The following is a 21,864-nucleotide window of genomic DNA, read 5'->3' on the forward strand; positions in this document are numbered from 1 at the left end:
TCTTGAAAAGGCCCGAACGTTCCTTTCCCGGGCGAGACTGGGAGCACCAACGCCGCACCCAGCGCGGCGCCGCCGATCGCCCCCATCCAGGGCGCGCACCGGGTGGTTAATGCGGACCGCCCTAAACATGCCCATGTGAACGCGTGGCTCCTGGATCCGGGGCCGGCCCTGTCGGCGCGCATGCCCTGTTCTTCGACGCGGCCGCTGCGCCGCGGCCTCCGGAGGCTCGTCTTGCCCTGCTGAGATGGAAAACACGGTACCCGGGCAGTGCGCCTACCGGGTCGCGCGCCCCGAGACCACGGGGCGCGTACCGGTGCGCGTACAGATTGTCGGAATGCAAAATTCGCTCCAGACGCTCAATCCGTTTCTTTCGCTCTTTCTTCAACTGGCCTCGGAAATGAGCACTTCGTTCTTTGCGCCCGGCTCCCCTGCGGCTTCGACAGGGGCCGCGCGATCAATGACCGAAAGCCACGCCGAGTACAGCGTCTTTGTGCCGGCGAGTGCGGCTCCTCGGCGCGCGCCATTGCTGGTGATGCTGCACGGTGCAGGGCAGGATCCGGAGGATTTCGCCGCAGGCACGGCGATGAATGATGCAGCCGAGCGACATGGCGTCGTGGTCTTGTATCCCGCTCAGCTGGTGCGCCACAACGCGCAGAGATGCTGGAACTGGTTCGATGCTGACCATCAGACCCGCAGCCGCGGCGACGCAGCCCGTGTCGCGTCGCTGACCCAGGAGGTGGTGCGTGACTTGGAGATCGACCCGGACCGCATCTACGTGGCAGGCCTGTCTGCCGGGGGTGCCTTGGCCGCGTTGCTGGGCGAAATCTTTCCGGAGATCTACGCTGCCGTTGGCGTGCATTCGGGTCTCGCGCCACGGGCCGGCACCGACTTGTCCTCGGCACTGGCGGCGATGCGCGGCGTCGCACGCATGCCGACGGCCCCGAGCGGCGTCCCGACCATCGTCTTCCACGGCGACAAGGACATGGTGGTCAGCCCGCTCAATGCCACCCAGGTGATCGAGGCCTCGGTCGGCCCCACCTGCCCCTGGGAAGACGCCGAGCATATCGGATCGGACGGCCGACGAAGCACGCGCCGGACCTATTGGCGACACGGCGTCGGGTGTGGCGAGCACTGGACCTTGCACGAGGGCGGCCATGCCTGGTCGGGAGGCCGGACGGCGGGCTCGTACGCCGATCCCCTGGGTCCCGACGCGAGCGAGGAAATGCTGCGATTCTTCGAGGCCCACCGCCGCGGCCCGGTCGCAGTAGCGACGAAGGCCTCCTGTGGGACGCGGCGCCATCCGACTACCGGCTAATTTGCAGGCGCAGGCGCCCGCCCGCCAGACGCAAAGGGACGCAGGCATGGCGCAACCGAGAGATCGGCGGCCGCGGAGCGCGCGCCCGCGGCGTGGCAGGAATCACTCCCTCTCGCGGCTGGAAAGCGAAGGCGCGCATCGCGGCCTGAGCTCCTCACAGGATCTGAAACCCGCTGTCGCCGGAATGGGGCCTGACTTCATAATCGGTCAGCCAGGTTCTGAGCCGCAACCACAACGCTTCCTCCGCCCCTTCCGTGTCGAGGAAGGTGCCGAAGAGCGCAATGCGGCACTTGATTTCTTCCTGTCGGTAGAGGTCGGCGTGGTAGCGGTGCCCACCGTTTTCGCCGGGCTCCCGCTCGACCCGTACGGACCACCCGTGGGCGAGGAATTTCGAAGCGACTTCGGAGTTCGCTGCGTGGGTGAGCATGGTGAGAAAAGAACCTGTTGCTGAGCGATCGCCGCACGGTGAATCATTCGGATCCAAGCTGAATGCAGGCTGAACGCAGAACCGTGACCCCGAATCGACGTCGATCTGGCGTGCCGCGCGGCGTGTCGCTCTACCGGGTCCGTGCCGTGAGGCCCCAGCGTCGCGACCGCAGGGGGCTCAGCTTCACGGCCTGCAGGGCAACGCCGCGCTGGACCGATGCCATGAGGTCAGGCCGAACCTCGACCACGCCTTCATTGAGCCTTCCTTGATGCCCTCAGCGACCGGGTCTCGGAGATCCAGCGGGAGCCGGTCGAGACGAGCCGCTGCCCCCGGCCCGTCGGCGCTGGCCCCCACTTGCTGAGCGCTTCCCGTCATGCGGTCGCGCGACGACAAGGTTGCTTCGCGTCGCCCCGTATTGCGCAAGACTTCGGTCCGGCGCAAGCATGGGCTGGAGCATCGACGTTCCGGGCTTGCGGCGTGCCCGCGGAATCTGGTTACCGTTTGAAAAAGCCGCGCTCTGCGTGGGCAGTCGTTTCACGGTCCTTGAAAGCGCGCCGCCGGAGCTCGTGCAGCTTTCGCAAACGGACTGCAAGTCGTTGATGCCTATGGTTGTTTCCCACACGGCGAAGGCTGCGCCAGGGGCTGGATCGAAGCGAAGCAACTCCTGGGACGGTCGCATTCCAAGCGCAGTGCAGGTTGCGTCCTGCCGAGAATCGTTGGCGACCAACCACGCACAGCATCGCGCCCTGTTGCGCGCCCCGGGGACTCAACCAGAATGCAGGCATGACTGAAGACACCGCGCAGAAGATCTTGCGAGACGCCCGGGCCGAAGCAATCAAGACCGCCACACGCATCACCGTGGTCGGTCATCGCCTGAGCGTCCTGGTGCGGCCTCATCCGCCGGGCAGCGAGCCGCGCGCCGATTTCCTCGTTCACGGCATCGTCGTCTCGCTGGGAGCGGCGGCGGCAGCGATGGCGGGGAGCCGCTCGCTTCATGTTGCTTCTTGATCCAAAGGCCGCGTTGAACCGATCGAGCATCGATGGGATGCTTCAAGCCCAGCCCCGCCGCTGCTCTCGGTAGCAGGAGTGAGGCGGTGCTCCCCGCTCCAGGGTCAAGCTCTCTAAGCCGGACCGGCGGGCGAGTGATCCGTCAGGATCGACGCGGCTCGATAGGCAGAGCGCCCCGCGGTTTTCGTGTAAGCGACCAGCGTCTGCATCTGGCGCTGGCGCTCTTGCGGCGTCGGGTCGGCCGTCTGGTTGAGCAGGGCTTGGCTGACTTCGAGCAGCGCAACGGCGGAGGTGATGCAGAAGTGGATCGCTGAATCCTCTGGTTTCTCCTCGTAGCGCGCCTTCTCCGCCTGCAAGGCCATCGACTGATCTTTGGCGCTCATTGACGCCAGCAGCGTCGGTCCATAGTAAGGCACCTCGGCGCGATCCGCGCCGCTGCCGAGGATCTGGTCCAGCTCCTTCAGCGCTCGTTCGAGGCGAAGCCTGGTTTCGGACGGATCAATTCGGCCTGGGACGTTGGCCTCGTATCGTGGTTCATTCATCTGGCGATTGTCGCCGTCTGTTCATCTAGCCCCGCGCCGGCCTGTGACGCGGCATCGGTGCAGTCGATTCGCTGCCTGCTTCCTCGCGCGCTGCATCTTCGCTGAAGCGCAGAAAGCTGCGCAAGCTGACCGGCACTTCCGCCCCTGCGTCAGCCGTTCCCGCATCTGTCCCGCAAGCCGAGCCACGGGCGGCATGCACAAGGGGCGACGGGCAATAGCGACACCAACACGATTCGCCAGGCGGTGGTCGGATCATCTTGACCAATGTGGGGCTCGGCGCCGGGCTCTGCCTGCAAGGCGCCAAGGTCAGCAATATCCAGCTCTGAGGGGGCGAGCCCGGTCAGCGACCGTTGACGCCTCCACGTGTTTGCAGAACGGCAGGCAACAGCGTGGCCGATCCCATGCACGTTGCGTCGTGTGGGCCGCCTCCCACCGCCGCGCTGCCCTTCAGGGCTTCTTCGGCTCGACCTTGCTGGGGCGGGAAGGCACTTGCTGGGGCAATTCGACGGGCGTTGCCCCGTCGGGGTTGGTCGCCGTTTGGTGCGCGGCGTCCGCGAGTCGGTCCGGGCTGCCGGGTGAAGCAACGCTTCGGGGACGGAGCCTTTTCGTGGGAGCGGTCATGGTGATGTCTCCTTGGACGAGTGAGAAGGCGCGGGCCACAGCAATGCCTCGCCGTGTTTCGCCCTGCGGATCGGGGCGGGCCAGCGGCCAGCCGAGGGAAAGACGATTTCAGGGGGGCAGGTTCCGCTAGACACTGTGTCACCGGAAACGCGATGCGGCATGGCGAAGAAAACCTGCTTGTCGGTAGGCCCCGTCCTTCGCGGACGCGCGATTGAGACCGAGGCGTCAAAGCGCTGTTCCGGCGCACCAGCAAGGGTCCCTGCACTGGAGACGGCCATGGATGCGATCCAAGGTGACTACGTGCTTGCTCACACGAGCGCGCGCACCCTTCGCGAGATCGACGAACTCACAGGCAGGTCTGGAACGCATCGCGGGTGGAGACCCCGGAAAGGTGAAGTGCCGTTTGTCGGCCTTGGACCGCGAGTGGGACGTCGACCGGGTCCTGGAAGCCGAAGCGGCCAACGTGGGTCTCGCCGGCCTGGCCCTCGGGATTTTTGGGAACCGCCGGTTCCTTGGTTTGCCTGCGGTGGCGGCGGCCAGCGTGCTGGCGCAAGCACAGACGGGGCGCTACCCGCTCCATCTTCCGATCGCTCGGCGCACGCACTTCCAAGGAGATCGCCAGGGAGCGCTTCGCTGCGAGGCGCTCAGAGGCGATTTCGAGTCGCCGCAAGGATCGGAGCTGCCGCCGCGCGGGGGAGGTGTCGGGCAGGAAGAAGGGTCTTCGAGGGAGGAGGGCGTCTCTCCGCGGCGACGAGATGACTGGCCGTCTGCCCCCGGCGGCGCTTCGGCTCGAGCAGCGCAGCGCACCGGAGGTCAACGCGGCCATCCGAGCTCGGACTGAGGCAGAGCTCACTCGCTTGGAAGGCGCGGATCGCGCAAGCCTCGAAGAGAGGCTCGCGGCGCTGAATGAGGAATGGGACATTGAGCGCGTGCTGCAGACGAACGCGCCCATCCTGGTGTTGGCGGGGCTGGTCCTGGGCGTGCGAGTTGATCGTCGTTCCTGGCGCTGCCCATGGCGGTGCTGGGTTGCTCAGCATGCGCTGCAGGGCTGGTGTCCTATTCCCGTGCTGCGGCGACTCGGTGTGCGCACGATGCGCGAGATCGAGCGGGGAGCGTCACGGCGTCAAGGCCTTGCGCGGCGACTTCGATCGCTTGCCGCCCGTTGATGCTCGCACCAACGCACGGATGCGCGCGGTGCTCAGGGCCATCGACGCTTGAGGTGTGGCGGCGCGCCCCTGATCGCGTGGACAACCCTCTCGCTGCCCATGGCGCCGCCGCCCCGCAGCTCAAAGAGGGTTCACGCTCACGACGCCATCAGGGCGCACGCACTCGAGAAAACAGCCACAACGAAGATCTCGCGGTGCGACGGCGAGCCTCGCGTCGCGCGGCCGCGCCGCGGCGGGCAATCGTCCCTTCGGAAAGCGACTTCAGTCAAGCGGCAAAGCGGGACGTTGTAGGTCAGTTTCCGCCACCGTCGTTGGCATTGGCCGATGCAATACGGGTGTGAAGGCAATGAAGATCATTCTCATGAACCATCGGAGTGATCTCGTCGACACCATCCAAGGCCTTGCCCGGGATGAGGGCACTCGTCAGCCTTCGGCCGGCGACTGGCTGGCCGACCTGGATCGCCGGGCGCAGGGGGCCGTGGCTGTGCCGCAGCAGTTCACCCAGTGCATGGATGAGGGTCCTGCGGATGACTCCGGAAAGAAAGAGCCGCAATAGTTTGCGTGGGGACCCGTTGCGCGGGCCACTACGCTCTCACTACACGGACGGTGCCTGGCTGGATCAATTGGCGGCGACGGAGGACTGAGCGAAGGAGCGAAAGCGAGATGGAGGAAGACTCAAGATCCGTGCGCGCGAGGAACGGATCGCCGAGATCACGAAGCGTCGCGGGGGCCATTTGTGCGCATCGGGACGCACTTGTAGCATTCGAGCGGCAACAGCGTGCGCCGTGGCTCGATCATCAGTACCGGGAAAGCAAACGCACGGCACTTGTTAACCGAGGCGGAGTGCAACTATTTGCCGGCGCGCATCAGCAACGAACTGCGCGACCCAGCAAGGCGCTGTCACCGAGCAGCCTAACGCGTGCAAGGGCCACGTACGTGTTGCACGATTCGCGCAACTGTCGGCCGGCCGATAAAGTATGCGAGCGGTGGCGGTGGAGATGGCGCGGGAGCACAGAACCCCTCGCAGCAACATGCGTCACCTTGACGATCAATGACGGTGTAACCAACCCACGGACATCAGTCTGATCCCTCGTCGCCATCACCCCGCACCACTGGCTCAACAATTCGATCCCGTGTCCCTTGACGCGAGCGACCCATATCACTCCTTTGGGCCGGTGGCCCGCGCCACGCGGTCGTCATTCGTCGTGCTGCGGGATCCCTTGAGATGCAATTCCACATCGCTCGCGCGATCGCCCACGGCCGTAACCGCTTCCTTGAGCTGTTCGGCCGTCACGTTCAGTTTCTGGGCCCATGCGTTCATTGAGGCGTCGGACTTGACATCGATACGTTCGGGACTGGTGAGTGCGCAGGGCTTGCCGTGATCTGTCATTCGTGTCTCCAGCTGATGTTCGAGGAGGTTCATCCCCGGGCGCCACCCTGACCTGTAGGCGCACGCCGTCGATGGAGATCGGGCGATGTCTATACCCGGCGACCGGCGCATGGCGAGGTGGCAGCGCAAGAACAGGAAGACATACGGCCACCAATCCGGTGAAGTTTCGCCATCCCGCCGAGATGCATCCACGACCAGGATCCGTGAAAAGGCGTTCGGCCGCATCACTGAGACCGTGCCTGGTCGCCTCGGTCATCGTCCCCGTCGCGTGAGGAGCACGAGCGCCGCGGATAGCACGGCGCCGCCGATCGCCGCCATTTTCACGGCGCGCAGCGGATCTTCGTGAATGTACTCGGACGCGTTTGCCCTGACGGTCTCGAACTGTGTCTTGACGTCCCGCAGTCTGCGCCCGGCTGCATCGACGGCGTCGTTGGCGTAGGCCTTCGTCGCGTCGACAGCCTGAATTCCAGCGCGCTGGACCTGTTCGGCTGCCTTGGCGACGGACTGGCGGGTTTGGCCCGCCACGTCGGAGACGGTCTCCTTGACCGCCTGTCCTGCCTCGTCAATCGCTGGTTTGAATCCGGTAGCCAGGGTGGACCCGGAAGGGGCGTTGCCGCTCGTGGTGCTCGTGCCGCCCGCAAAGTTTGATTCGTCGCTCATGGTGATCTCCATAAATATGCCCAAGTGAACACCTCCATCGTGGGTGGTCGCGGGCTCGGCCATGTCTGCGCCCATGCCCTCTTGCTGTAGGCCGGCACTGCACGATGGCCGCGAGGCCGCTTCGAAAGGATCTCGATGTTGGGGGGCAGCACTGCGTTCGGTGGGCGGAACCGCTGCCACCAGATCTTGGATTGGCGCGGACGCCGAAGAAGCGACGGGCCATATCCCCTAAGCCCTGGACTTGCCGTCGATGCGAGGAGGAAAGTCCGCGGCGGATGCCCAGTCGCACCGGGCCCCGTGCGGACGGCCCTTGACCAGTGCGTCGATTCGCTACACCCTACGTCGATGGGATCGCCCATCATCATCAGCATTCCACATCAGCTCGGCCGCGCCGAGGCACGACGTCGCATCGAGGGCGGTTTCGCGAAGATCGTCCACCTGTTGCCCGGCAGCAGCGGCTCCGCCAACGAGCGCTGGGACGGTGATCGGCTCATTTTCACCGTCGCGGCGCTGGGTCAGACGGTCTCCGGAGTCATCCAGGTCTTCGACACCACAGTGCAAATGGACATTCAGCTGCCTGGCGTTCTCGGCGTCATCGCCAGCGGCCTCAAGGCAAAGCTGCAGAAGATGGGACACCTGCTCCTTACAAGGCGGTAGCGCATCTGTGCAGCCTGCGTGTTCGTTGAAGCCGGTCGCCTACGGCAGTGGAACGCCAGCCCCTTTCGAGAGCCGACGCCGACGGCGCCTTTAAATGGACCGCGCTCGAGGCGTCAAGGAAGGAGGGTGCAGCATGGGAGGATCTTGGATCGTGTTCGCTCGTCGATCCAGCGCGGCCTTGGGTTCAACAGCATCGATCACATCGGCGCCGTTTGCACGCGGAGTGCACGAAGGCTGCGGCAGTCGAACGCCATGAAAAGTACAGCATCGCACCGCGCGCCACAGTGCCGCCGAGGGAAGCGCTGATGAGGTGGCTGTGAATCTCTGATCCGTGAGACGGGGCGTTTTGACTGTCATCCATAGAGCCTCTCTCTGGCCTGAAAAGTCGCCTGGTCGGGGATGAAGCCTTGGACAGGAAGTGGACGTGGGGCGTTTCGCCCCGTTTCCGGGTCGTTGGAGTGAGCACCGGTTCGCAGACGACAGGCAGGCGCCCGCGGTGGTCCGGTGGGAGCCATGCAAAGAGGTGGCTCTCGATCGCGACCAAAGCCATGCGCCGAGTGGATGCGGCGAACCACCTGGTGCGCAACCCTTCGAAGCCACTGTCTGCCAGCGCACAGACCGAATTCCGATGAAACGCTAAAAGCGAGACTTGTTCGGCATCGGAAGAAAGGTCACCCCATGCAAAAGCTCACCCAACCCTTCGTCAAGCTTTCCACCGCGAACGCGGAACTCATCACGCGCTTTGCACAGTCGCAGGAGATGGCCGACCTGGTGAACACCAACGCCCAGAAGTACCTCGAGTTGGCGCAGAAGACATTTGGAGGAGCGCCCGCAGCCACGGCCCAAGCCGAGTTGATCCGCAGTCTCACGGAAAACTATGCGACCTTCGCGCGCGAACATGCCGAGGTTCTCATGGGAATGGCTGCCGAGGCCCAGGCTTCGTTGACACAGCAGATGACGGATGCCTCAAAGGTGATGAAGCCAGCAGCTTCACGCTAGGGGCTTGCCCCAACGACTGGTCGTGCATGCAGTCTGCCGATTGAGCCGGTGGGTGGTGAGCGCCCGGATGCCATCTCAGGATGCCAGCCAGCCTGTGCTCCATCAAGGCGCGAATAAGCGTGCTTCCCCCAGGAAAAGCGGGATCCCTGCGAGGCCCTCGAGAGCACCTGAACCAAGGCGACTCGACCGCTTCGAGTTGAGGCAGCTGGGCTGCCTTTTCGGCATAGGGCAATGCGCAGACGTGGCGGTCCTTCTCGCTCGGAGTGAAGAGCCATCGATTCCTCCGTGTCGAGGGTGACCCCAGCGCTCGCACGCACCGCCCCAGTACACAGACCCCACAGGCAACTCGAGCGCGACGATTGTGCGCTATCGCACGAACGGTCCCGAACGCGGGCGATCGCCAGAACCCGGTCTGAACGTGCGCCGACGCACAGACGCCACCCATCGATTGCTTTGATGCTGCGCAGTGACAGTCATCCGGCGCTGGTAGAGGTTGCTTCGGCGCCTTCCCGTAGCAGGGAAGTTCCTCGATGCCGGTGACTGTCCAAGCGGTCGTACGTCCCGTGGCATCCGGCGGCCTCTTCCCGCACGCCGAGCCGATGCCAGCGCCAGACTGAGGGGGACGGGTTCACCACAACCGCCACCAGTGACTGCGATTCGGACGAGGGCGCTCCAAAGGTGCGGTGAGGGTCGTGGCCAGGCTGGCGCGACGCCGCTCGACTTCCAGCGCTTCGGCCGCCGTCCGGGCCTTGCTGTCGGACTCGTGCGATCGCCGGCGCGCATCCGAGTGCAGGACACTTTCCTCGAGTGGAGGATTTTTCGGTTCGGTCATGGTTTCTCCTTGAGGGGTCACGCTGCGCCAGATGCCGCGCGAAGATGTAGGGACTGCGGGCCCACGCACGTAGGCGATCGCGCCGCATTCCAGGACCCACGGCTGCGCGTCAGGCCGACGGAACCAGTTGCCCGACCGTGGCCGAAGGCGGGCCGGCGACCGCCGGCGCGGGAACCATCTCTCCCCACTGCGCGGCGCTGGTCTGCAGGGCCTGCATGAGGTCCTTGGCCATGGCCTCCAGCAGCCGGACCTCGCTCTGGCTCAGCGCGCGGGGTTCGACGTCCAGCAGGCACAGCGTTCCCAGCACGTGGCCGCCCGGATCGCGCAGCGGCGCGCCCGCATAGAAGCGCAGCCCCTTGCCCTGCAGCGCCGGGTTGCCCGCGAAACGCAGGTCCCTCGACACATCGGGCACCACCAGGGTCTGGGCGTTCGCGACCACATGGCCGCACATCGACAGCTCGCGCGGCATGCTCAGGTCGTCGCCGCGCAACGGCGCGCTATCCGGGTCGTCCGATGCCCGCAATTGGCCGTAGGCGCCACGCACCTCCTGCGTGCTCTCCTCGATCAGCGACACCATGGCCATCGGCACGTCGAACACATCGGCCGCGCGCTGCGTCGTGGCGTCGAAGAGCTCCTTCGCGCGCGGATCGAGGGCGCCGCTGGCGCGCAGGGCACGGAGCCTGTCGACATCCGCTTCGGGGCTCGCCGCCTGCATGAAGCCCTCGGCCAGCTGCGCGCCGGTCAGCGCGGAAATGGCGACCACGGCCTCGCCGATCGAGGTCACGACGCCGTCAGCCCCGAGGCTGCGGATCGCCTCCTCGCCCAGCAACTCCGGTGGCGCATTCCACAGGCCCAGCACGACCCGGGTGCCCGGCCAGCGACGCTTCAGGCGCCGGCAGAAGTGGCGCGCTGAAACCTGCGGGTCGGGGCTGAAGTACGAGAGGCACACGCACTGCACGCCGCTCAGGTCGAGCCCCGCGATGAAGTCTGCGGTGACTGCGCCGGCGCCGTGCGGCAGGGCGATGCAGCCCTGCATCGACAGGGCATGCGCCAGCATTCGGGCTGCCAGGGTATCGACTTCCCATTTGCCCCCGATGCACACCACCGCGGCGGGAACGCCGGCCGCGTGCGGTTCGGGGTGAAGCTCCCGCATCTCGTCGATCAAGGCCTCGATGCCGATCACCACCCGATGCCTGTGCTCGGCGCGCGCCACGCTGGCGTGATCGCTCGACGCCATGCGCAGCACCTGCAGCCCTGTCTCGTTATAGAAGCCGAGTACGTTGCCGTCGACCACCTGGTCGCTCGCGAGCTCGATGGCTTCCTCGACGTCGTCGGCGATCAGCCGCTGGTAGATGCGTGTCGGGCTATCGAGCGCAGGCTGGCTGCCGAGCAGCACGTCGAGGAAGCGCAGCCGCGGCAGGTGCCGACCGATGACCATCAGGCAGACCGTGAGCGGCGTCGACATGATGAGGCCGAGAGGCCCCCACAGAGCGGTCCAGAAGGTCGCCGCAACCATTAGCGACATGGCCGAGAGTCCGGTGCTTGCGCCGTACAGCCAGGGCTCGATCACGTTGTTGCTCAGCATCTCCAGCGCGATGATGAGGCCGACCGTCCACAGCACCATGCTCCAGCCGGGATCGACCGCAAAGGCCAGCACGATCGGAAACACGGCGGAGATCATCGGACCCACGTACGGGACGAATCGCATCACGGCCGCCACCGCGCCCCAGAGAATCGCGCCAGGCACGCCGATGCCCCACAGTCCGAGCGCCATGGGCACGCCATAGCTGAAATTCACGACCAGCTGCATCGTGAGGTATTTGCTGATGCGCTGGCCGGCCTCGTCCATGGCATCGGTCGAACGATGCAGGCTGCCGCCCCAGAGGCGAACCAGGCGATCGCGCAGGTCCAGGCGATCCAGGAGGATCAGCACCACGAAGACCAGCACGATGCCCGCGGTCGCCAGCGGGGCGCTCGCCACCTCGAGCAAGGAGATGCCCTGCTGGAACGAAGAAGGCGCCTTCTCGACCAGCTGCACGGCTTGCGCCGGCGCCGGCTCGGACGCTCCGCTGCCGGCGGCGCCCCTGGCGCCCGCGCGGGGGACCGCGACTTGCGGCGTCTGCTCGACCTCCTTCTTGAAGGTATCGAAGGTCTTGATGACGCCGTCGAACATTCCTGGACCGCTGGCCCGGGCCCGCAGGTCGCTGAGCTTGGTTTTGATGTTGTTCTGGTAGGTTGGCAGTTCGGCGCTCAGGGTACTGACCTGGTTGCCGAGCAGCAGGCCCGCTACGCCGATCGCGCCGAGCGCCAACAGAACCACGAGGATCACCGCGGGCGCGCGCGGCAGGCCCAGGCGCTTGAGGCGCATGACGAGCGGGTCGAGTACGAAGCCCAGCAGGAACGCGAGCGCAAGCGGCATCAGGATGTCGCGGCCGAAATAAAGCGCCCCGATCACCACTGCTGCCGTGACTGCGCCGGCCATGGTCCTGAGTTCAGGGACCAGCGAGACCAAGGCGAGGGTGGTGGAGGGCGCGTTGGAGTCCAGTGCCGCACTCGTGGGGGCACCGTGTTCGGGGCCGACGCTCGGCTCGCGAGCAGGGGTATTGGCCATCGATGTCGGTGGGCTCACGCAGATTCCTTGGTTCTCGACGGGTGGCTTTGAGTTTGTGGCCGTCCGCCACACGGCAGGGTCGTCCAATGGCCCGCCGAGCGGTAGGCGGCGGGGCGGCTCTTCAGGGCTGCACAGGGCACTTTCGAGACTTGCCGACCGCGCCCTTGCGATCTTCAGCAACGCGAGCGCGATCATCGCTGTTGTCATCGCCTAGTGCGGCATCCGCATGCCGCGTGTTGCCGCACAGCAGGGACCGTGGGGCAACGCAGGTTCGCGATGACGGCAACTCTCCAGCGTGATGCAACGATGGCGTGGAGGGATGTCCCCCCGCGAGGACGATTCCGAAGCGGCTGGCCGTGGACCGATCAAGCCTTGTTGTTCGACCTGTCGGTTCCGGAACCCCTCGAAAATCGTCGATCGGACCCTGTTCGGCAGTTTGCGCGCGCAGCGTTGAGTTCCCGGCTTTTGTCGCCTGGGCGCCGTTCGGTGGTTTCGTCGTTCCAGGTGCCGACGATCTGGAAAATCGGCGTCCACGGTGCGGCTGTCGTCTGCGCGGCGGAAGTCGAGTGAGGGCCGAGATTCGACCTTTCGATTTCGTCGGGGATGGGGCCGCACCGGCGGTGCGCCTAGGCAACACATGCAACACTGGGGCTCTGGCGCTCATTCGATGTCAAGCTTTCAAGACGAACCCGTTCTCTTCGGACCTCAACGCCAACTGCTGGGCGTGATGACCCGTCCGGAGGGGGGGCCTCCGCCGCGGTTGGCCTGTCTCATGTACAACTTCGGCGTCACCCACCGCGTCGGGCCGCGCCGTATTCAGGTCAAGCTGGCGCGACTGCTGGCGCAGCGTGGGATCCCGAGCCTGCGCTTCGACCTTTCGGGGATCGGCGACAGCAAGGCATCCGGTGCCTCGCACAGTTTCGAGGAGCAGGCCCTCGATGATCTGCGTCTCGCGATCGACCAGATCGGGAGCCGGCTCGGGATCCGAGAGGTGATCGTCATCGGCCTTTGCTCGGGTGCAGTCCACGGCTTCCAGGCCGCGCTGCGCGACCCGCGCATCGTGGGCCTGCTCGCCTTCGACGGCCACAGCTTCACGAGCCGCCGCGCCAAGCTCGAGCGCCGGCTGCGGCGCTTCCTGAGGTTCCCGGTGGCCCAAGTCCGGCACTGGACAGACCGCCTGCTTGGCACCGATCGTCCGCAGGAGGGTGACCTGCTGGGCGCCGGGGTGCTTGCCGAGGTCATGACACCCGATGATTTCAGGCGCGACATGGAGTCCCTGGTGGCGCGCGGCGTGTCGCTCTACCTGGTCTATTCGGCAACGCTCCAGAGCCGCGACCGCAACATGGACCAGCTTCACGGCCTGCGGGGCAGCGCCGTGCTGGAACAACTGCGCTACGAGTTCATGCCCAACCTGGACCATTCCTTCACCGAGATCGCGGGCCAGGCCTTCTTCCTGGAGGCCGTCCGCGACTGGGTATCGGAGATCCAGCGAGAGAGGATCGAGACGGGCCGCTGCGCCCTCGGCTGAGCGCTGCCTGCGCCTCGCCCTTGGACGCCCGCCGCCGCGGCTACGTGACCAATTGATGAAGAAGCGCGGTCGTCGGCGGGCCCGGCGAAAGCCGTGCCCAGGCCTCGGGCAGTGCCGGGGCCGGACATCGCCTGCAAGTCCGCTTCACTGCCGGGCAGCGGCCCGCGCGTCGATGTCCTCGGGCTGGGCCCGGTGTTCTCCCCGGGAGCGGCGGCTGGGTGCGATGGCCGCGAGCGGCTCCTTGCGTGCGGCGCCTGATCCCACGGCAGGTGGCACCGACCGGGCATCCACTCGGACAGGCCGCGGGAGGCCGCGTGATGCGCGCCGCCGCCCTGCGTGCCAGAGGCCTGGACGCCGCGGAACCGCGCCCCGGGCGGGTCGGGATCCGATTCAGTCCTTGCGATGCCGGCTGAGGCAGTACTCGAAGAATTCCTCGAGTTCGGTGGACTTGTCGAACACGCGGTCCGCGCCGGCCTCCTTGCAGGCGATGCGTGTCGCTTGCGTCGGGTAGTTGGTCAGCACGACTACGGACTGGTTGGCTTCGCGTCCGTTACACCACTGAACAACACCGAGCCCGGTGCCTTGCTTCAGAAAGAAATCGACCACGGCGAGATCCCATTGCCCCTTGTGCGCGGCCAGCCAGCCGATGGCTTCGTCCTCCGATTCGGCGGTGGCCATGACACTGGCCGAGCCCAGATCGGCGAGGGCAGGAATCAGGTTCTCCCGGATCTTCTGGTTGTCCTCGACGAGGAACACGGCGATAGGCATGCGAGCTCCTGGTTCTTGTTGGACCGCAGCCTAGTGCGAACGGGATGCCTGCGAGTGAGCGCCCAGGCAGGTTCGGCGTAGGAGGGTATCGATGGCGTTGAGATTCATTCGCGTCCAGCTGGCCGGAACGCCGGGCCGGCAAGCGGGCCTTCGTCCACGGCCTTCAGGCCCTCTTCGTTGTCTGGATGGGCCACCTGACGGCCGCTCGGCGCGGGACCCCGAGACCTGTCTGTCATCGGGCTTGCGCCGCCCTGGCTCCAGGCGGGAAACTTCGGTGTCGCAGCAAAGGAGCCACCATGACGCAGTCTCACGACCTCTCGTCCATCATCGAGGCCCTTGTTCGCCCGGGGAAGGGCATCCTTGCCGCCGACGAGAGCGGCCCGACGATCGCTAAGCGCTTCACGGCGATCGGCGTGGATCGACGCCCGAGAACCGGCGTGCGTACCGCAGCCTGCTGTTGTCGACACCTGGGCTGGGCGAGTTCGTCAGTGGCGTCATCCTGTACGAGGAGACGCTCGGGCAGTGCAAGGAGGACGGCGAACCATTGCCGGCACTGGCCGCGCGGCAGGGCATCGTGCCGGGCATCAAGGTCGATACCGGCAAGGGCCCGCTGGCGCTCGCACCGGGTGACGAGATCACCCAGGGGCTCGACGGTCTCCCTGCGCGCCTTCAGGCTTACGTGAAGCTGGGCGCGCGATTCGCGAAATGGCGTGCGGTCTACAACGTCTCCGACAGCTTGCCCAGCCGGGCGGCGATCGAGGCCAATGCGGAATCGCTCGCCCGCTACGCAGCGATCTGCCAGACCGAAGGCGTGGTGCCGATCGTCGAGCCGGAGGTCCTGATCGACGGCGACCACAGCCAGGCGCGCTGTGCCACGGTCACGCAGGAGGTGCTCCTCGAGGTGTTTCGCGCCTTGCATCGCCATCGCGTTGCGCTCGAGCACATGCTGCTCAAGCCCAGCATGGTCGTGCCGGGCAAGGCGCATGTGCGGCAAGCGGGACCAGGGGACGTGGCCGCCGAGACCCTGCGCGTGCTGCGCCGGACGGTGCCCGCGGCGGTGCCGGGCATCGTCTTCCTCTCCGGAGGTCAGTCACCCGTCGAAGCGACGGTCAACCTCGATGCGCTCAATCGCCTGGCGCTGCAACCGTGGCGACTGAGCTTTTCCTATGGACGAGCGCTTCAAGATCCGGTGCTGCAGACATGGCGAGGGCAGCCCGACCAGGTCCAGGCGGCGCAGGCGGCGTTGCTCAAGCGAGCCCGACTGAACGCGCTGGCAAGCCTGGGCTGCTACGACACGGCGATGGAGAACTCCCCCTAGGCGGCTTGAGCAGGGAGGATGAACTCCCGGGCGCCACGCTCCTCGCGCCATCGGCGGGACCGGTCTGCTCCGCTTGGCTGCCCCGCCTGTGGCTGTGACCGAAGCGGTGAAAGGCGCCATCCGAATGCAGATCCGATACTCCGGCGCGAAGGACTCACGTGCGATTCAGTGCGGCCTGATCGTGCCGCCGAGCGCGCGCACCGGTAGTCGCTGGGCAGCGCAATCGCAGCCGTCGCCCTCAGCGGCGCGGACTTGGGGAGCTTCTGACGGCGATCTCGCGTCTGTCATTTCCTCGGGCCGGGTCGAAGGTACTTCCGTGGCGACGGGGCGGGGGCAAACTCTATCGGACGAGCGTGGCCAGGCATCCCGGCCGACGAATCTCGGCATCGGAGCGGATGCGTCCGCGCCCGCGCCCCGCGAGCCGGTTCAGCGCAGCCCCCTCCTCGACGCCGGGTCGAAGTCGCCGCAAACTCTGCGATCGCGCGCGTCGCCAAGCAGCGAGGTCACGGTCGCAGCGTCGTGGAGACTATGAGAGCGTTGAACATTGAGGATCTGCGGGATGCCCCCTGAAGCGCACACGGAAGAAGGCGCGTTCGTGCGTGGCGAGCGCCGCTTGACGGTGTCGCAGTACATCGGTCTGGTCGCGTCCTCCCAGTCTGCGTTGAATGTCGGGATGGCTCAGCTCAGCCCGGAGAGCCAGGTGGCGATCCTGAATTCCCTTCAGCCCGATGCGCTCCTGCCCTCCAGTGGGAGACGCACCTTGTGGGCGTTGCGGCGAGGCGTACTGGACGACCTGGCGCCCTTGCCCGAAAGCATGTTGCCTGCGGAGCGGCAATGGGTCTCCACGACGGACGAGCGGCTTGTTTTTCGTGCGATGCTCGAAGCCCTCGCGACCGGCCGACAGACACAAGGCGAGATCATCGGCTTCTGCAACCTGATTCACGCCTGGCCGACACTGCTGGGCGTGTCGGAGTACCTCAAGGGGGACCTGGCGGCCGCGGTCCGACGGGCGACACTGGAGGCCGTGGGCAACGACCAGCCGCAGCAGCAGCGACTGCCCGGCTGGGGCCTGGTCGGCGCGCTGCTGGATCAGGTGCGTACCGCTGAGCGCTTGTCGGCGGACGGCATCGGCGCATTCGCGGCGGCGCTCGCGTCGCTGTTGGGACCGGCGGGCGCTGTGCTCACAGGGGCACACGCGCATGTGCTGGCGCGACTCTACGGCGCCACGGGCGCAGGCCGCAAGGTCTCGGTCCCGGAGATCGCGCTGCGTACCTTGCCACGTGTCACGAAGAAGGGCGTGATCCTCTCGCAGCAACTGGCGGACCGGCTGCCGCAGATCGTGCAGGAGCTGGAGGGCCTCGGGCTGATCGAGCGGACGGAGACGCAGCAGGTTTGCTGGGTGCCGATCACGCTCGTCCACCTGCCCCCGGGCCAGGGCATCGCAGAAACGATGTGACGGCGTCGGCGGCCCTCGGGCATGCGGTGCAGCCGGTCGGCGGTGCAGCGGGCGGCGCCGTCGCGGGACGATAGAGTCGGAGTGGCTTCCGGGCCGTGGCTCGGCCCAGGTCATCAACCCACGGGGTCGGCGTCTTCGTCCTCGCCAATGTGTTGGGAATCACAGTTTTTGAACGGGGGCAAAGTTGTTGATCGGGCTGCGCCCACAGATGGGTGTGAGCTGCCCCTAGCCTGCAGGTGTGGCATACCCTGGCCGGGTCGCTTCCGGCCAAGAACTGACCGACGGACATGACCCGCAACCGTCGTTCGGAGCCCGCGCCCAGCGAACCTTTAGGGGTGCGTTCGTAGAATTGACCGCTTTACCGAGACAAACATGACCACTGCCAAGAAGCAAACGGCGTTCACGCGCCCCCTGACACCCAGCGTCGAGCTCGCAGCCGTCATTGGCTCCGCGCCCCAACCTCGAACCGAGGTCACCAAGCTGCTGTGGGACTACATCAAGCTGAACAACCTCCAAAACCCAGCGAACAAGCGCAACATCCTTTGCGATGCCAAGCTTCAAGCGGTGATGGGCAAGCCCGAGGTGACGATGTTCGAAATGCCGGGGCTTGTTGGGAAGCACCTGTCCTGAAGAGCGCCCGCACGCACGCAGCTCGGCTCCGGCGGGCCAGGAGCCGACCTTGACTGCCCCGCCGCCGCCTCCACAATTTCGATGAGGCTTCAACCGCAGCAATGGGTAGTCCGGCCGCAGTCGTGGTTGCTGCTGGTGGCAGGATGCGTCAACAGCCGTCAGCGGCCATGACCCGAGCTTGAGCGCCGCAGTGGAAAGCGGCCGCTTCCACAATGAGGATTCAGCTGCAGCAAAGGACGAACACACCTTGATGCTCCACATAGTTGCTGTGGCAGGATGCGCCGAACGCTCGTGCGTCGCCGTGGCGCCGTCTGAGCATCTAACCGCAAGTTGGAGATATGAATGAGCTTTCGGATGACAGCATATGCAGTGCTGACGGGCTTGAGCATGTTCGGAACGCAGGCGTTTTCCCAGCAGGGTGAGTGGTCCACAGCGGGCATGACCGCTGACCGACCGGCTCTGAGCTACTTTGCATCCGGTGATACACGCTTCGTAATGACTTGCCATCAAATCGGGGACATGAGGTTTCACGTCAAGGGATTTGCCGCCGCGCAGCGATGGCCACAATCGGCACTCACCGTCTCCTTCGGTGAGGTCGAGCGGACCAAACGCCCAGACCTGCGCCTGATAGGCGACCGCACGTCCTTCGAGATCGAGTTCGCCATAGCCGATAGCGTGCTCGAATCCATCGCACGAGGCTTGCCAGTGAAGGCCCGCTTTGATGAACAAGAGCAATTGTTCCCAGTTCCACCAGAGGCCATGCGGCGAGAGTTCGCCAGAAAGTGTGCTGCCTTGGTCCCGGCGGGTATGCGCAAAGGTTAGCCGCCAGCGGCGCCATTCGGCCACACCGGTCATTGGGGCTCGCCGTCCATTTCGAGCGCTGCAGCACCGTCCACAACCGCGAAAGGAAGCAAGTTGCAGGTCAAGCGGATAGTCGCCAATTTCGAGGCGTCCGAACAGGTGAGCTTCGCCGCGGAAGGTGGCTCGCTCACCGGTGCCGGACCTATCGATTGAAGTGGACGATGTGGATGCTGCGCACGAGCGCATGCGCGCCGCTGGCTTCTCTATCGATTACGGACCCGCTGACGCCCTGGGGCGACCGCCGATTCTTTGTTCGCGACCCATTCGGAAAGCTGGTCAACGTCCTCGCGCACATATGAGCGGCGTCCAGAGGCAAGCCTCTTTGACGAGAATCGGCCACGAGCATCGGTGATCGGGCGGGGTGATCGACCCGCAGGGTTCTCTTCCTAGACTCGTAAGCCCACTACGAAGGAGAGCTTGAATGACCTACTTCACCGGAGCCGATGCTGCCTGCCGAGCTGAAAGTTTGCATGGCCAAGTCGCCGCACTATGCCTGCCCCTGTGTGCATTGCCTGTTGCCCTTTAGGGCAAGTGCGCGTACGAGTCTTTGACATATCCTCGGCCTCAAACGAAAGAGGGGTACGCGCAGTGACTCAGATTCGGCGTTTCGTTGCGTCCGTTCCGGTGGCGGCCAGCTTCACATTTCTGGACTCTACCTCCTTCCTGGCGCAGCAAGCGCTCAAGACGCAACGCCAAAGGAGCATCTTGCAATGAAAGAAGCGCTCAGTCTGAAGTCCATCACCTGCCTCTCGTTCGTGGCCACTGCGCTCGCACTCGCCCCGGCGTCTGCGCAGGTGACTGCAACCCCGGCCGAGGTTCGCGCGATCGCGAAGGAGGCGTACATCTACGGCTATCCGTTGGTCGACAGCTACCGAATCGAGCACGACTACTTCGTCGATCGCTCGGCCAAGGAGTTCAAGGCGCCCTGGAACGAGATCGCCAACATCCCGCGCGTTTTCACACCAGCCGATACGGCCGTGCAGACGCCGAACTCCGACACTCCCTATTCCTGGCTCGGCCTTGACCTGCGCACCGAGCCGATCGTGCTCACGCTACCCCCGATCGAGAAGGGCCGCTATTTCAGCGTGCAGTTCATCGATGCCTACACATTCAATTTCGCCTACCTCGGCAGCCGCACCACCGGCAACGGCGGCGGCAGCTACCTGATCGCCGGACCGCACTGGAAAGGCACGGTGCCCAAGGGTGTGAAGAAGGTCATTCGCTCCGAGACCGAGCTTGTGTTGGCGGTCTACAGGACGCAACTCTTCAAGCCCGACGACATCGCCAACGTCAAGAAGATCCAGGCCGGCTACAAGGTCCAGCCGCTTTCGGCATTCACGAACACCCCTGCGCCGAAAGCGGCGCCCGCCATCGATTTCCCGAAGCCCCTCAGCGCAGAAGGTCAGAAGACCTCGTTGGAATTCTTCAACCTGATGAGCTTCGTGCTGCAGTTCGCGCCGACCGTACCTTCGGAAAAGGCGCTCAGGGCGCGCCTCGAAAAGATCGGTGTGGGTCCAGGCAAGACCCTCGATGTGAACGCCCTCTCGCCGGAGGTCAAGGCCGCCTTCGAGCAGGGCCGCGCCGACGCATTCGCTGACTTCGCCGGAGGGATCAAGCTCTTCGATTCCGGCAAACTGACTTCGGGCGATGTGTTCGGCACGCGCCAGTCGCTGAAGAACAACTACCTCTATCGCTGGCTCGCCACGATCGGCATCTACGGCAACTCCAAGCAGGAGGCCATGTATCCCATCTATGCGGTCGATTCCACCGGCCAGAAGCTCGATGGCTCGCACAAGTACAAGCTGCGACTGCCACCCGGCAACTTGCCACCGGTGAACGCCTTTTGGTCGCTCACGATGTACGAACTGCCGGCAAGTCTCTTGGTGGCGAACCCGATCAACCGCTACCTCATCAACTCGCCGATGCTCCCGCAGCTCAAGCGCGATGCCGATGGGGGCGTGACGTTGCTCGTCCAGAACGAGTCGCCAGGGGCCGAGTTGGAAAGCAACTGGCTCCCTGCGCCAAAGGGCTCGTTCAATGCGTACATGCGCCTCTACTGGCCGAAGGAGTCCGCTCTTAATGGCACATGGAAAGCGCCGCCGATGGTGCGGATGCAGTGAGCGAAATCGTAGCGGGCAGCAGTCGCAGCGTTTCACGATAGAGCCTGCCGGCGTCAGCTTCCTGGCGTGAAGCAGACGCAAGACGAAATGAGGCGAGCGTCGGCAGTGGGCGAGACCGTGTGCAAACCGTTGACTTGCAGTGTGCAAGACATGACCGCGAACGCGACGGGGTAGCCAAGAGCGGCATATCCAGTGCGCGGCGCGTAGCGTTTGCGCCCCCCATCAGGCTCCTTCTTCAATCCGCCTTGATCGGGCGAATGACGGGTGAGAGCTTGCGGATTCAACCGGTCGAGATGCGAGGCTTCAGATCGACGGCCGATGGCCGGGTGGACGTGCCTGGTTGCGCGTGCCCTCCGGCAGTTCGGGCATCGGGCACACTAGCGTCCGCTTGGCCGGACGCAGTGAGTCCTGCCGGCCGCGCGGCAACGCTGCGGCGGGATCGCCGGCAGACCCACGGCCAAGACGACCACTGCCGTGGATGCAGTCCCCGCCCTCAGCGCTCGAGCGTCGACAAATCAACAACAGTGAGATCCTGATGGCTCGGCTGAGGCGCTGCCATGGAAGGATGGCTTGGGCCAAAGGTGTCATGCAGGTCGTCAACGAGCGACTTGCCTATGGCGAAGAACACCCCGCAACCGACAACTAGCCATGCAGCGTCTTTGATGCGGTCCATCTCGGCTCCTCTTGGCGGATTAGCGCCACCATCACGAGAGGTTACGAAAAAAGTCTTAAGAATTGCTTATGCTGATCCCAGGCCCATCGGCACGCCGCCGGCAAGCTGCGGATGGCGGTTCTTTGCGCCGCATTTACGGCTACTCCATACTGTTTTGCTGCAGGTCGAAGCCTTCCGGCGAACGACAGAGATTGGCCGCCAGCACCAATTCGCGGCCGTCCCTGATAGCAAACCTTCGGCGTGATCACCCGGTTGGCCAACGAGCGCTTCAAGCGAGTTTGG

General features: G+C 65.3%; 18 protein-coding genes and 3 pseudogenes. 13 read left to right on the top strand and 8 right to left on the bottom strand.

Translation table 11 applies throughout. The annotated features are described in order from the left end of the window. The first annotated feature begins 334 nt into the window (after window positions 1-334). Entirely contained in the window at window positions 335-1,315 is a 981-nt protein-coding gene (locus tag QTI45_RS33215; RefSeq protein ID WP_286372405.1) for an extracellular catalytic domain type 1 short-chain-length polyhydroxyalkanoate depolymerase, read from the top strand. Between the two features lie 154 nt (window positions 1,316-1,469). On the opposite strand, the gene QTI45_RS33220 is transcribed toward QTI45_RS33215, so the two are convergent. Further along, window positions 1,470-1,742 carry a hypothetical protein gene (locus tag QTI45_RS33220; RefSeq protein WP_286657382.1) on the bottom strand — a complete coding sequence of 91 codons (273 nt, stop codon included), beginning with the start codon at window positions 1,740-1,742 and terminating at the stop codon, window positions 1,470-1,472. A gap of 783 nt (window positions 1,743-2,525) precedes the next feature. Here QTI45_RS33220 and QTI45_RS33225 point away from each other — a divergent pair. Beyond that, on the top strand, window positions 2,526-2,750 hold the full coding sequence (locus tag QTI45_RS33225; RefSeq protein WP_286372407.1) for a hypothetical protein: 225 nt from the start codon (window positions 2,526-2,528) through the stop codon (window positions 2,748-2,750). A gap of 113 nt (window positions 2,751-2,863) precedes the next feature. Here the strand turns inward: QTI45_RS33225 and QTI45_RS33230 are convergent, their stop codons facing one another. Beyond that, on the bottom strand, window positions 2,864-3,292 hold the full coding sequence (locus QTI45_RS33230; RefSeq protein ID WP_286657383.1) for a hypothetical protein: 429 nt from the start codon (window positions 3,290-3,292) through the stop codon (window positions 2,864-2,866). A 2,133-nt stretch (window positions 3,293-5,425) separates the two neighbouring features. Between QTI45_RS33230 and QTI45_RS33235 the strand changes: the two genes are divergently transcribed. Both QTI45_RS33235 and QTI45_RS33240 read left to right on the top strand, forming a co-directional pair. Beyond that, the gene (locus QTI45_RS33235) at window positions 5,426-5,635 is read left to right on the top strand and encodes a hypothetical protein (RefSeq protein WP_286372409.1); all 210 of its coding nucleotides are present in this window, start codon (window positions 5,426-5,428) and stop codon (window positions 5,633-5,635) included. 204 nt (window positions 5,636-5,839) lie between these two features. Then, window positions 5,840-6,060: pseudogene (locus QTI45_RS33240) on the top strand (IS110-like element ISCARN28 family transposase); the annotation flags it as partial. Between the two features lie 178 nt (window positions 6,061-6,238). Here QTI45_RS33240 and QTI45_RS33245 read toward each other — a convergent pair. Both QTI45_RS33245 and QTI45_RS33250 read right to left on the bottom strand, forming a co-directional pair. Continuing rightward, window positions 6,239-6,502 (bottom strand): DUF3606 domain-containing protein, encoded by a 264-nt coding sequence (locus tag QTI45_RS33245; RefSeq protein ID WP_286372410.1) that lies wholly within the window; start codon window positions 6,500-6,502, stop codon window positions 6,239-6,241. A 219-nt stretch (window positions 6,503-6,721) separates the two neighbouring features. Then, window positions 6,722-7,129, bottom strand: coding sequence for a hypothetical protein (locus QTI45_RS33250; protein WP_286372411.1), 408 nt, complete (start codon window positions 7,127-7,129; stop codon window positions 6,722-6,724). 345 nt (window positions 7,130-7,474) lie between these two features. Here QTI45_RS33250 and QTI45_RS33255 point away from each other — a divergent pair, with 345 nt between their 5' ends. Then, window positions 7,475-7,786, top strand: a complete 312-nt coding sequence (locus tag QTI45_RS33255) for a polyhydroxyalkanoic acid system family protein (RefSeq protein WP_286372412.1) — start codon at window positions 7,475-7,477, stop codon at window positions 7,784-7,786. A gap of 678 nt (window positions 7,787-8,464) precedes the next feature. Next, on the top strand, window positions 8,465-8,785 hold the full coding sequence (locus QTI45_RS33260; RefSeq protein ID WP_286372413.1) for a hypothetical protein: 321 nt from the start codon (window positions 8,465-8,467) through the stop codon (window positions 8,783-8,785). Between the two features lie 628 nt (window positions 8,786-9,413). Here the strand turns inward: QTI45_RS33260 and QTI45_RS33265 are convergent. After that, on the bottom strand, window positions 9,414-9,617 hold the full coding sequence (locus tag QTI45_RS33265) for a hypothetical protein (protein ID WP_286372414.1): 204 nt from the start codon (window positions 9,615-9,617) through the stop codon (window positions 9,414-9,416). Between the two features lie 109 nt (window positions 9,618-9,726). Then, window positions 9,727-12,246 (bottom strand): AI-2E family transporter, encoded by a 2,520-nt coding sequence (locus QTI45_RS33270; RefSeq protein ID WP_286657384.1) that lies wholly within the window; start codon window positions 12,244-12,246, stop codon window positions 9,727-9,729. 619 nt (window positions 12,247-12,865) lie between these two features. Here QTI45_RS33270 and QTI45_RS33275 point away from each other — a divergent pair. Beyond that, complete coding sequence (locus tag QTI45_RS33275; RefSeq protein ID WP_286657385.1) at window positions 12,866-13,756, top strand: alpha/beta hydrolase family protein; 891 nt, start codon at window positions 12,866-12,868, stop codon at window positions 13,754-13,756. Between the two features lie 390 nt (window positions 13,757-14,146). Here the strand turns inward: QTI45_RS33275 and QTI45_RS33280 are convergent, their stop codons facing one another. Continuing rightward, complete coding sequence (locus QTI45_RS33280) at window positions 14,147-14,524, bottom strand: response regulator (protein WP_286372417.1); 378 nt, start codon at window positions 14,522-14,524, stop codon at window positions 14,147-14,149. Between the two features lie 296 nt (window positions 14,525-14,820). Here QTI45_RS33280 and QTI45_RS33285 point away from each other — a divergent pair. From QTI45_RS33285 to QTI45_RS33310, 6 genes and pseudogenes are all read left to right on the top strand, one after another. Beyond that, window positions 14,821-15,842, top strand: a pseudogene (locus QTI45_RS33285) (class I fructose-bisphosphate aldolase). Window positions 15,843-16,401: 559 nt separating this feature from the next. Beyond that, on the top strand, window positions 16,402-17,298 hold the full coding sequence (locus tag QTI45_RS33290) for a hypothetical protein (protein WP_286372419.1): 897 nt from the start codon (window positions 16,402-16,404) through the stop codon (window positions 17,296-17,298). Between the two features lie 372 nt (window positions 17,299-17,670). Further along, on the top strand, window positions 17,671-17,928 hold the full coding sequence (locus tag QTI45_RS33295) for an SWIB/MDM2 domain-containing protein (RefSeq protein ID WP_183022832.1): 258 nt from the start codon (window positions 17,671-17,673) through the stop codon (window positions 17,926-17,928). Window positions 17,929-18,270: 342 nt separating this feature from the next. After that, a complete protein-coding gene (locus QTI45_RS33300) occupies window positions 18,271-18,750 on the top strand; it encodes a hypothetical protein (RefSeq protein ID WP_286657386.1) in 480 nt (159 codons plus the stop codon). Window positions 18,751-18,798: 48 nt separating this feature from the next. Continuing rightward, window positions 18,799-19,088: pseudogene (locus QTI45_RS33305) on the top strand (VOC family protein). A gap of 456 nt (window positions 19,089-19,544) precedes the next feature. After that, on the top strand, window positions 19,545-20,909 hold the full coding sequence (locus QTI45_RS33310; protein ID WP_286657387.1) for a DUF1254 domain-containing protein: 1,365 nt from the start codon (window positions 19,545-19,547) through the stop codon (window positions 20,907-20,909). Between the two features lie 493 nt (window positions 20,910-21,402). Here the strand turns inward: QTI45_RS33310 and QTI45_RS33315 are convergent, their stop codons facing one another. Beyond that, complete coding sequence (locus QTI45_RS33315; RefSeq protein ID WP_286372421.1) at window positions 21,403-21,582, bottom strand: hypothetical protein; 180 nt, start codon at window positions 21,580-21,582, stop codon at window positions 21,403-21,405. Window positions 21,583-21,864 lie beyond the last annotated feature (282 nt).

It is taken from the genome of Variovorax saccharolyticus, assembly GCF_030316765.1.
In the GTDB taxonomy this organism is placed as follows: domain Bacteria; phylum Pseudomonadota; class Gammaproteobacteria; order Burkholderiales; family Burkholderiaceae_C; genus Variovorax; species Variovorax saccharolyticus.

Bases quoted from the DNA above. Each gene is read 5' to 3' on its own strand.
- QTI45_RS33230 (WP_286657383.1), bottom strand. From the start codon at position 3,292: ATGAATGAACCACGATACGAGGCCAACGTCCCAGGCCGAATTGATCCG.
- QTI45_RS33260 (WP_286372413.1), top strand. From the start codon at position 8,465: ATGCAAAAGCTCACCCAACCCTTCGTCAAGCTTTCCACCGCGAACGCG.
- QTI45_RS33255 (WP_286372412.1), top strand. From the start codon at position 7,475: ATGGGATCGCCCATCATCATCAGCATTCCACATCAGCTCGGCCGCGCC.
- QTI45_RS33250 (WP_286372411.1), bottom strand. From the start codon at position 7,129: ATGAGCGACGAATCAAACTTTGCGGGCGGCACGAGCACCACGAGCGGC.
- QTI45_RS33265 (WP_286372414.1), bottom strand. From the start codon at position 9,617: ATGACCGAACCGAAAAATCCTCCACTCGAGGAAAGTGTCCTGCACTCG.
- QTI45_RS33280 (WP_286372417.1), bottom strand. From the start codon at position 14,524: ATGCCTATCGCCGTGTTCCTCGTCGAGGACAACCAGAAGATCCGGGAG.
- QTI45_RS33225 (WP_286372407.1), top strand. From the start codon at position 2,526: ATGACTGAAGACACCGCGCAGAAGATCTTGCGAGACGCCCGGGCCGAA.
- QTI45_RS33295 (WP_183022832.1), top strand. From the start codon at position 17,671: ATGACCACTGCCAAGAAGCAAACGGCGTTCACGCGCCCCCTGACACCC.
- QTI45_RS33215 (WP_286372405.1), top strand. From the start codon at position 335: ATGCAAAATTCGCTCCAGACGCTCAATCCGTTTCTTTCGCTCTTTCTT.
- QTI45_RS33220 (WP_286657382.1), bottom strand. From the start codon at position 1,742: ATGCTCACCCACGCAGCGAACTCCGAAGTCGCTTCGAAATTCCTCGCC.
- QTI45_RS33235 (WP_286372409.1), top strand. From the start codon at position 5,426: ATGAAGATCATTCTCATGAACCATCGGAGTGATCTCGTCGACACCATC.
- QTI45_RS33245 (WP_286372410.1), bottom strand. From the start codon at position 6,502: ATGAACCTCCTCGAACATCAGCTGGAGACACGAATGACAGATCACGGC.
- QTI45_RS33290 (WP_286372419.1), top strand. From the start codon at position 16,402: ATGCCCCCTGAAGCGCACACGGAAGAAGGCGCGTTCGTGCGTGGCGAG.
- QTI45_RS33315 (WP_286372421.1), bottom strand. From the start codon at position 21,582: ATGGACCGCATCAAAGACGCTGCATGGCTAGTTGTCGGTTGCGGGGTG.
- QTI45_RS33300 (WP_286657386.1), top strand. From the start codon at position 18,271: ATGAGCTTTCGGATGACAGCATATGCAGTGCTGACGGGCTTGAGCATG.
- QTI45_RS33275 (WP_286657385.1), top strand. From the start codon at position 12,866: ATGCAACACTGGGGCTCTGGCGCTCATTCGATGTCAAGCTTTCAAGAC.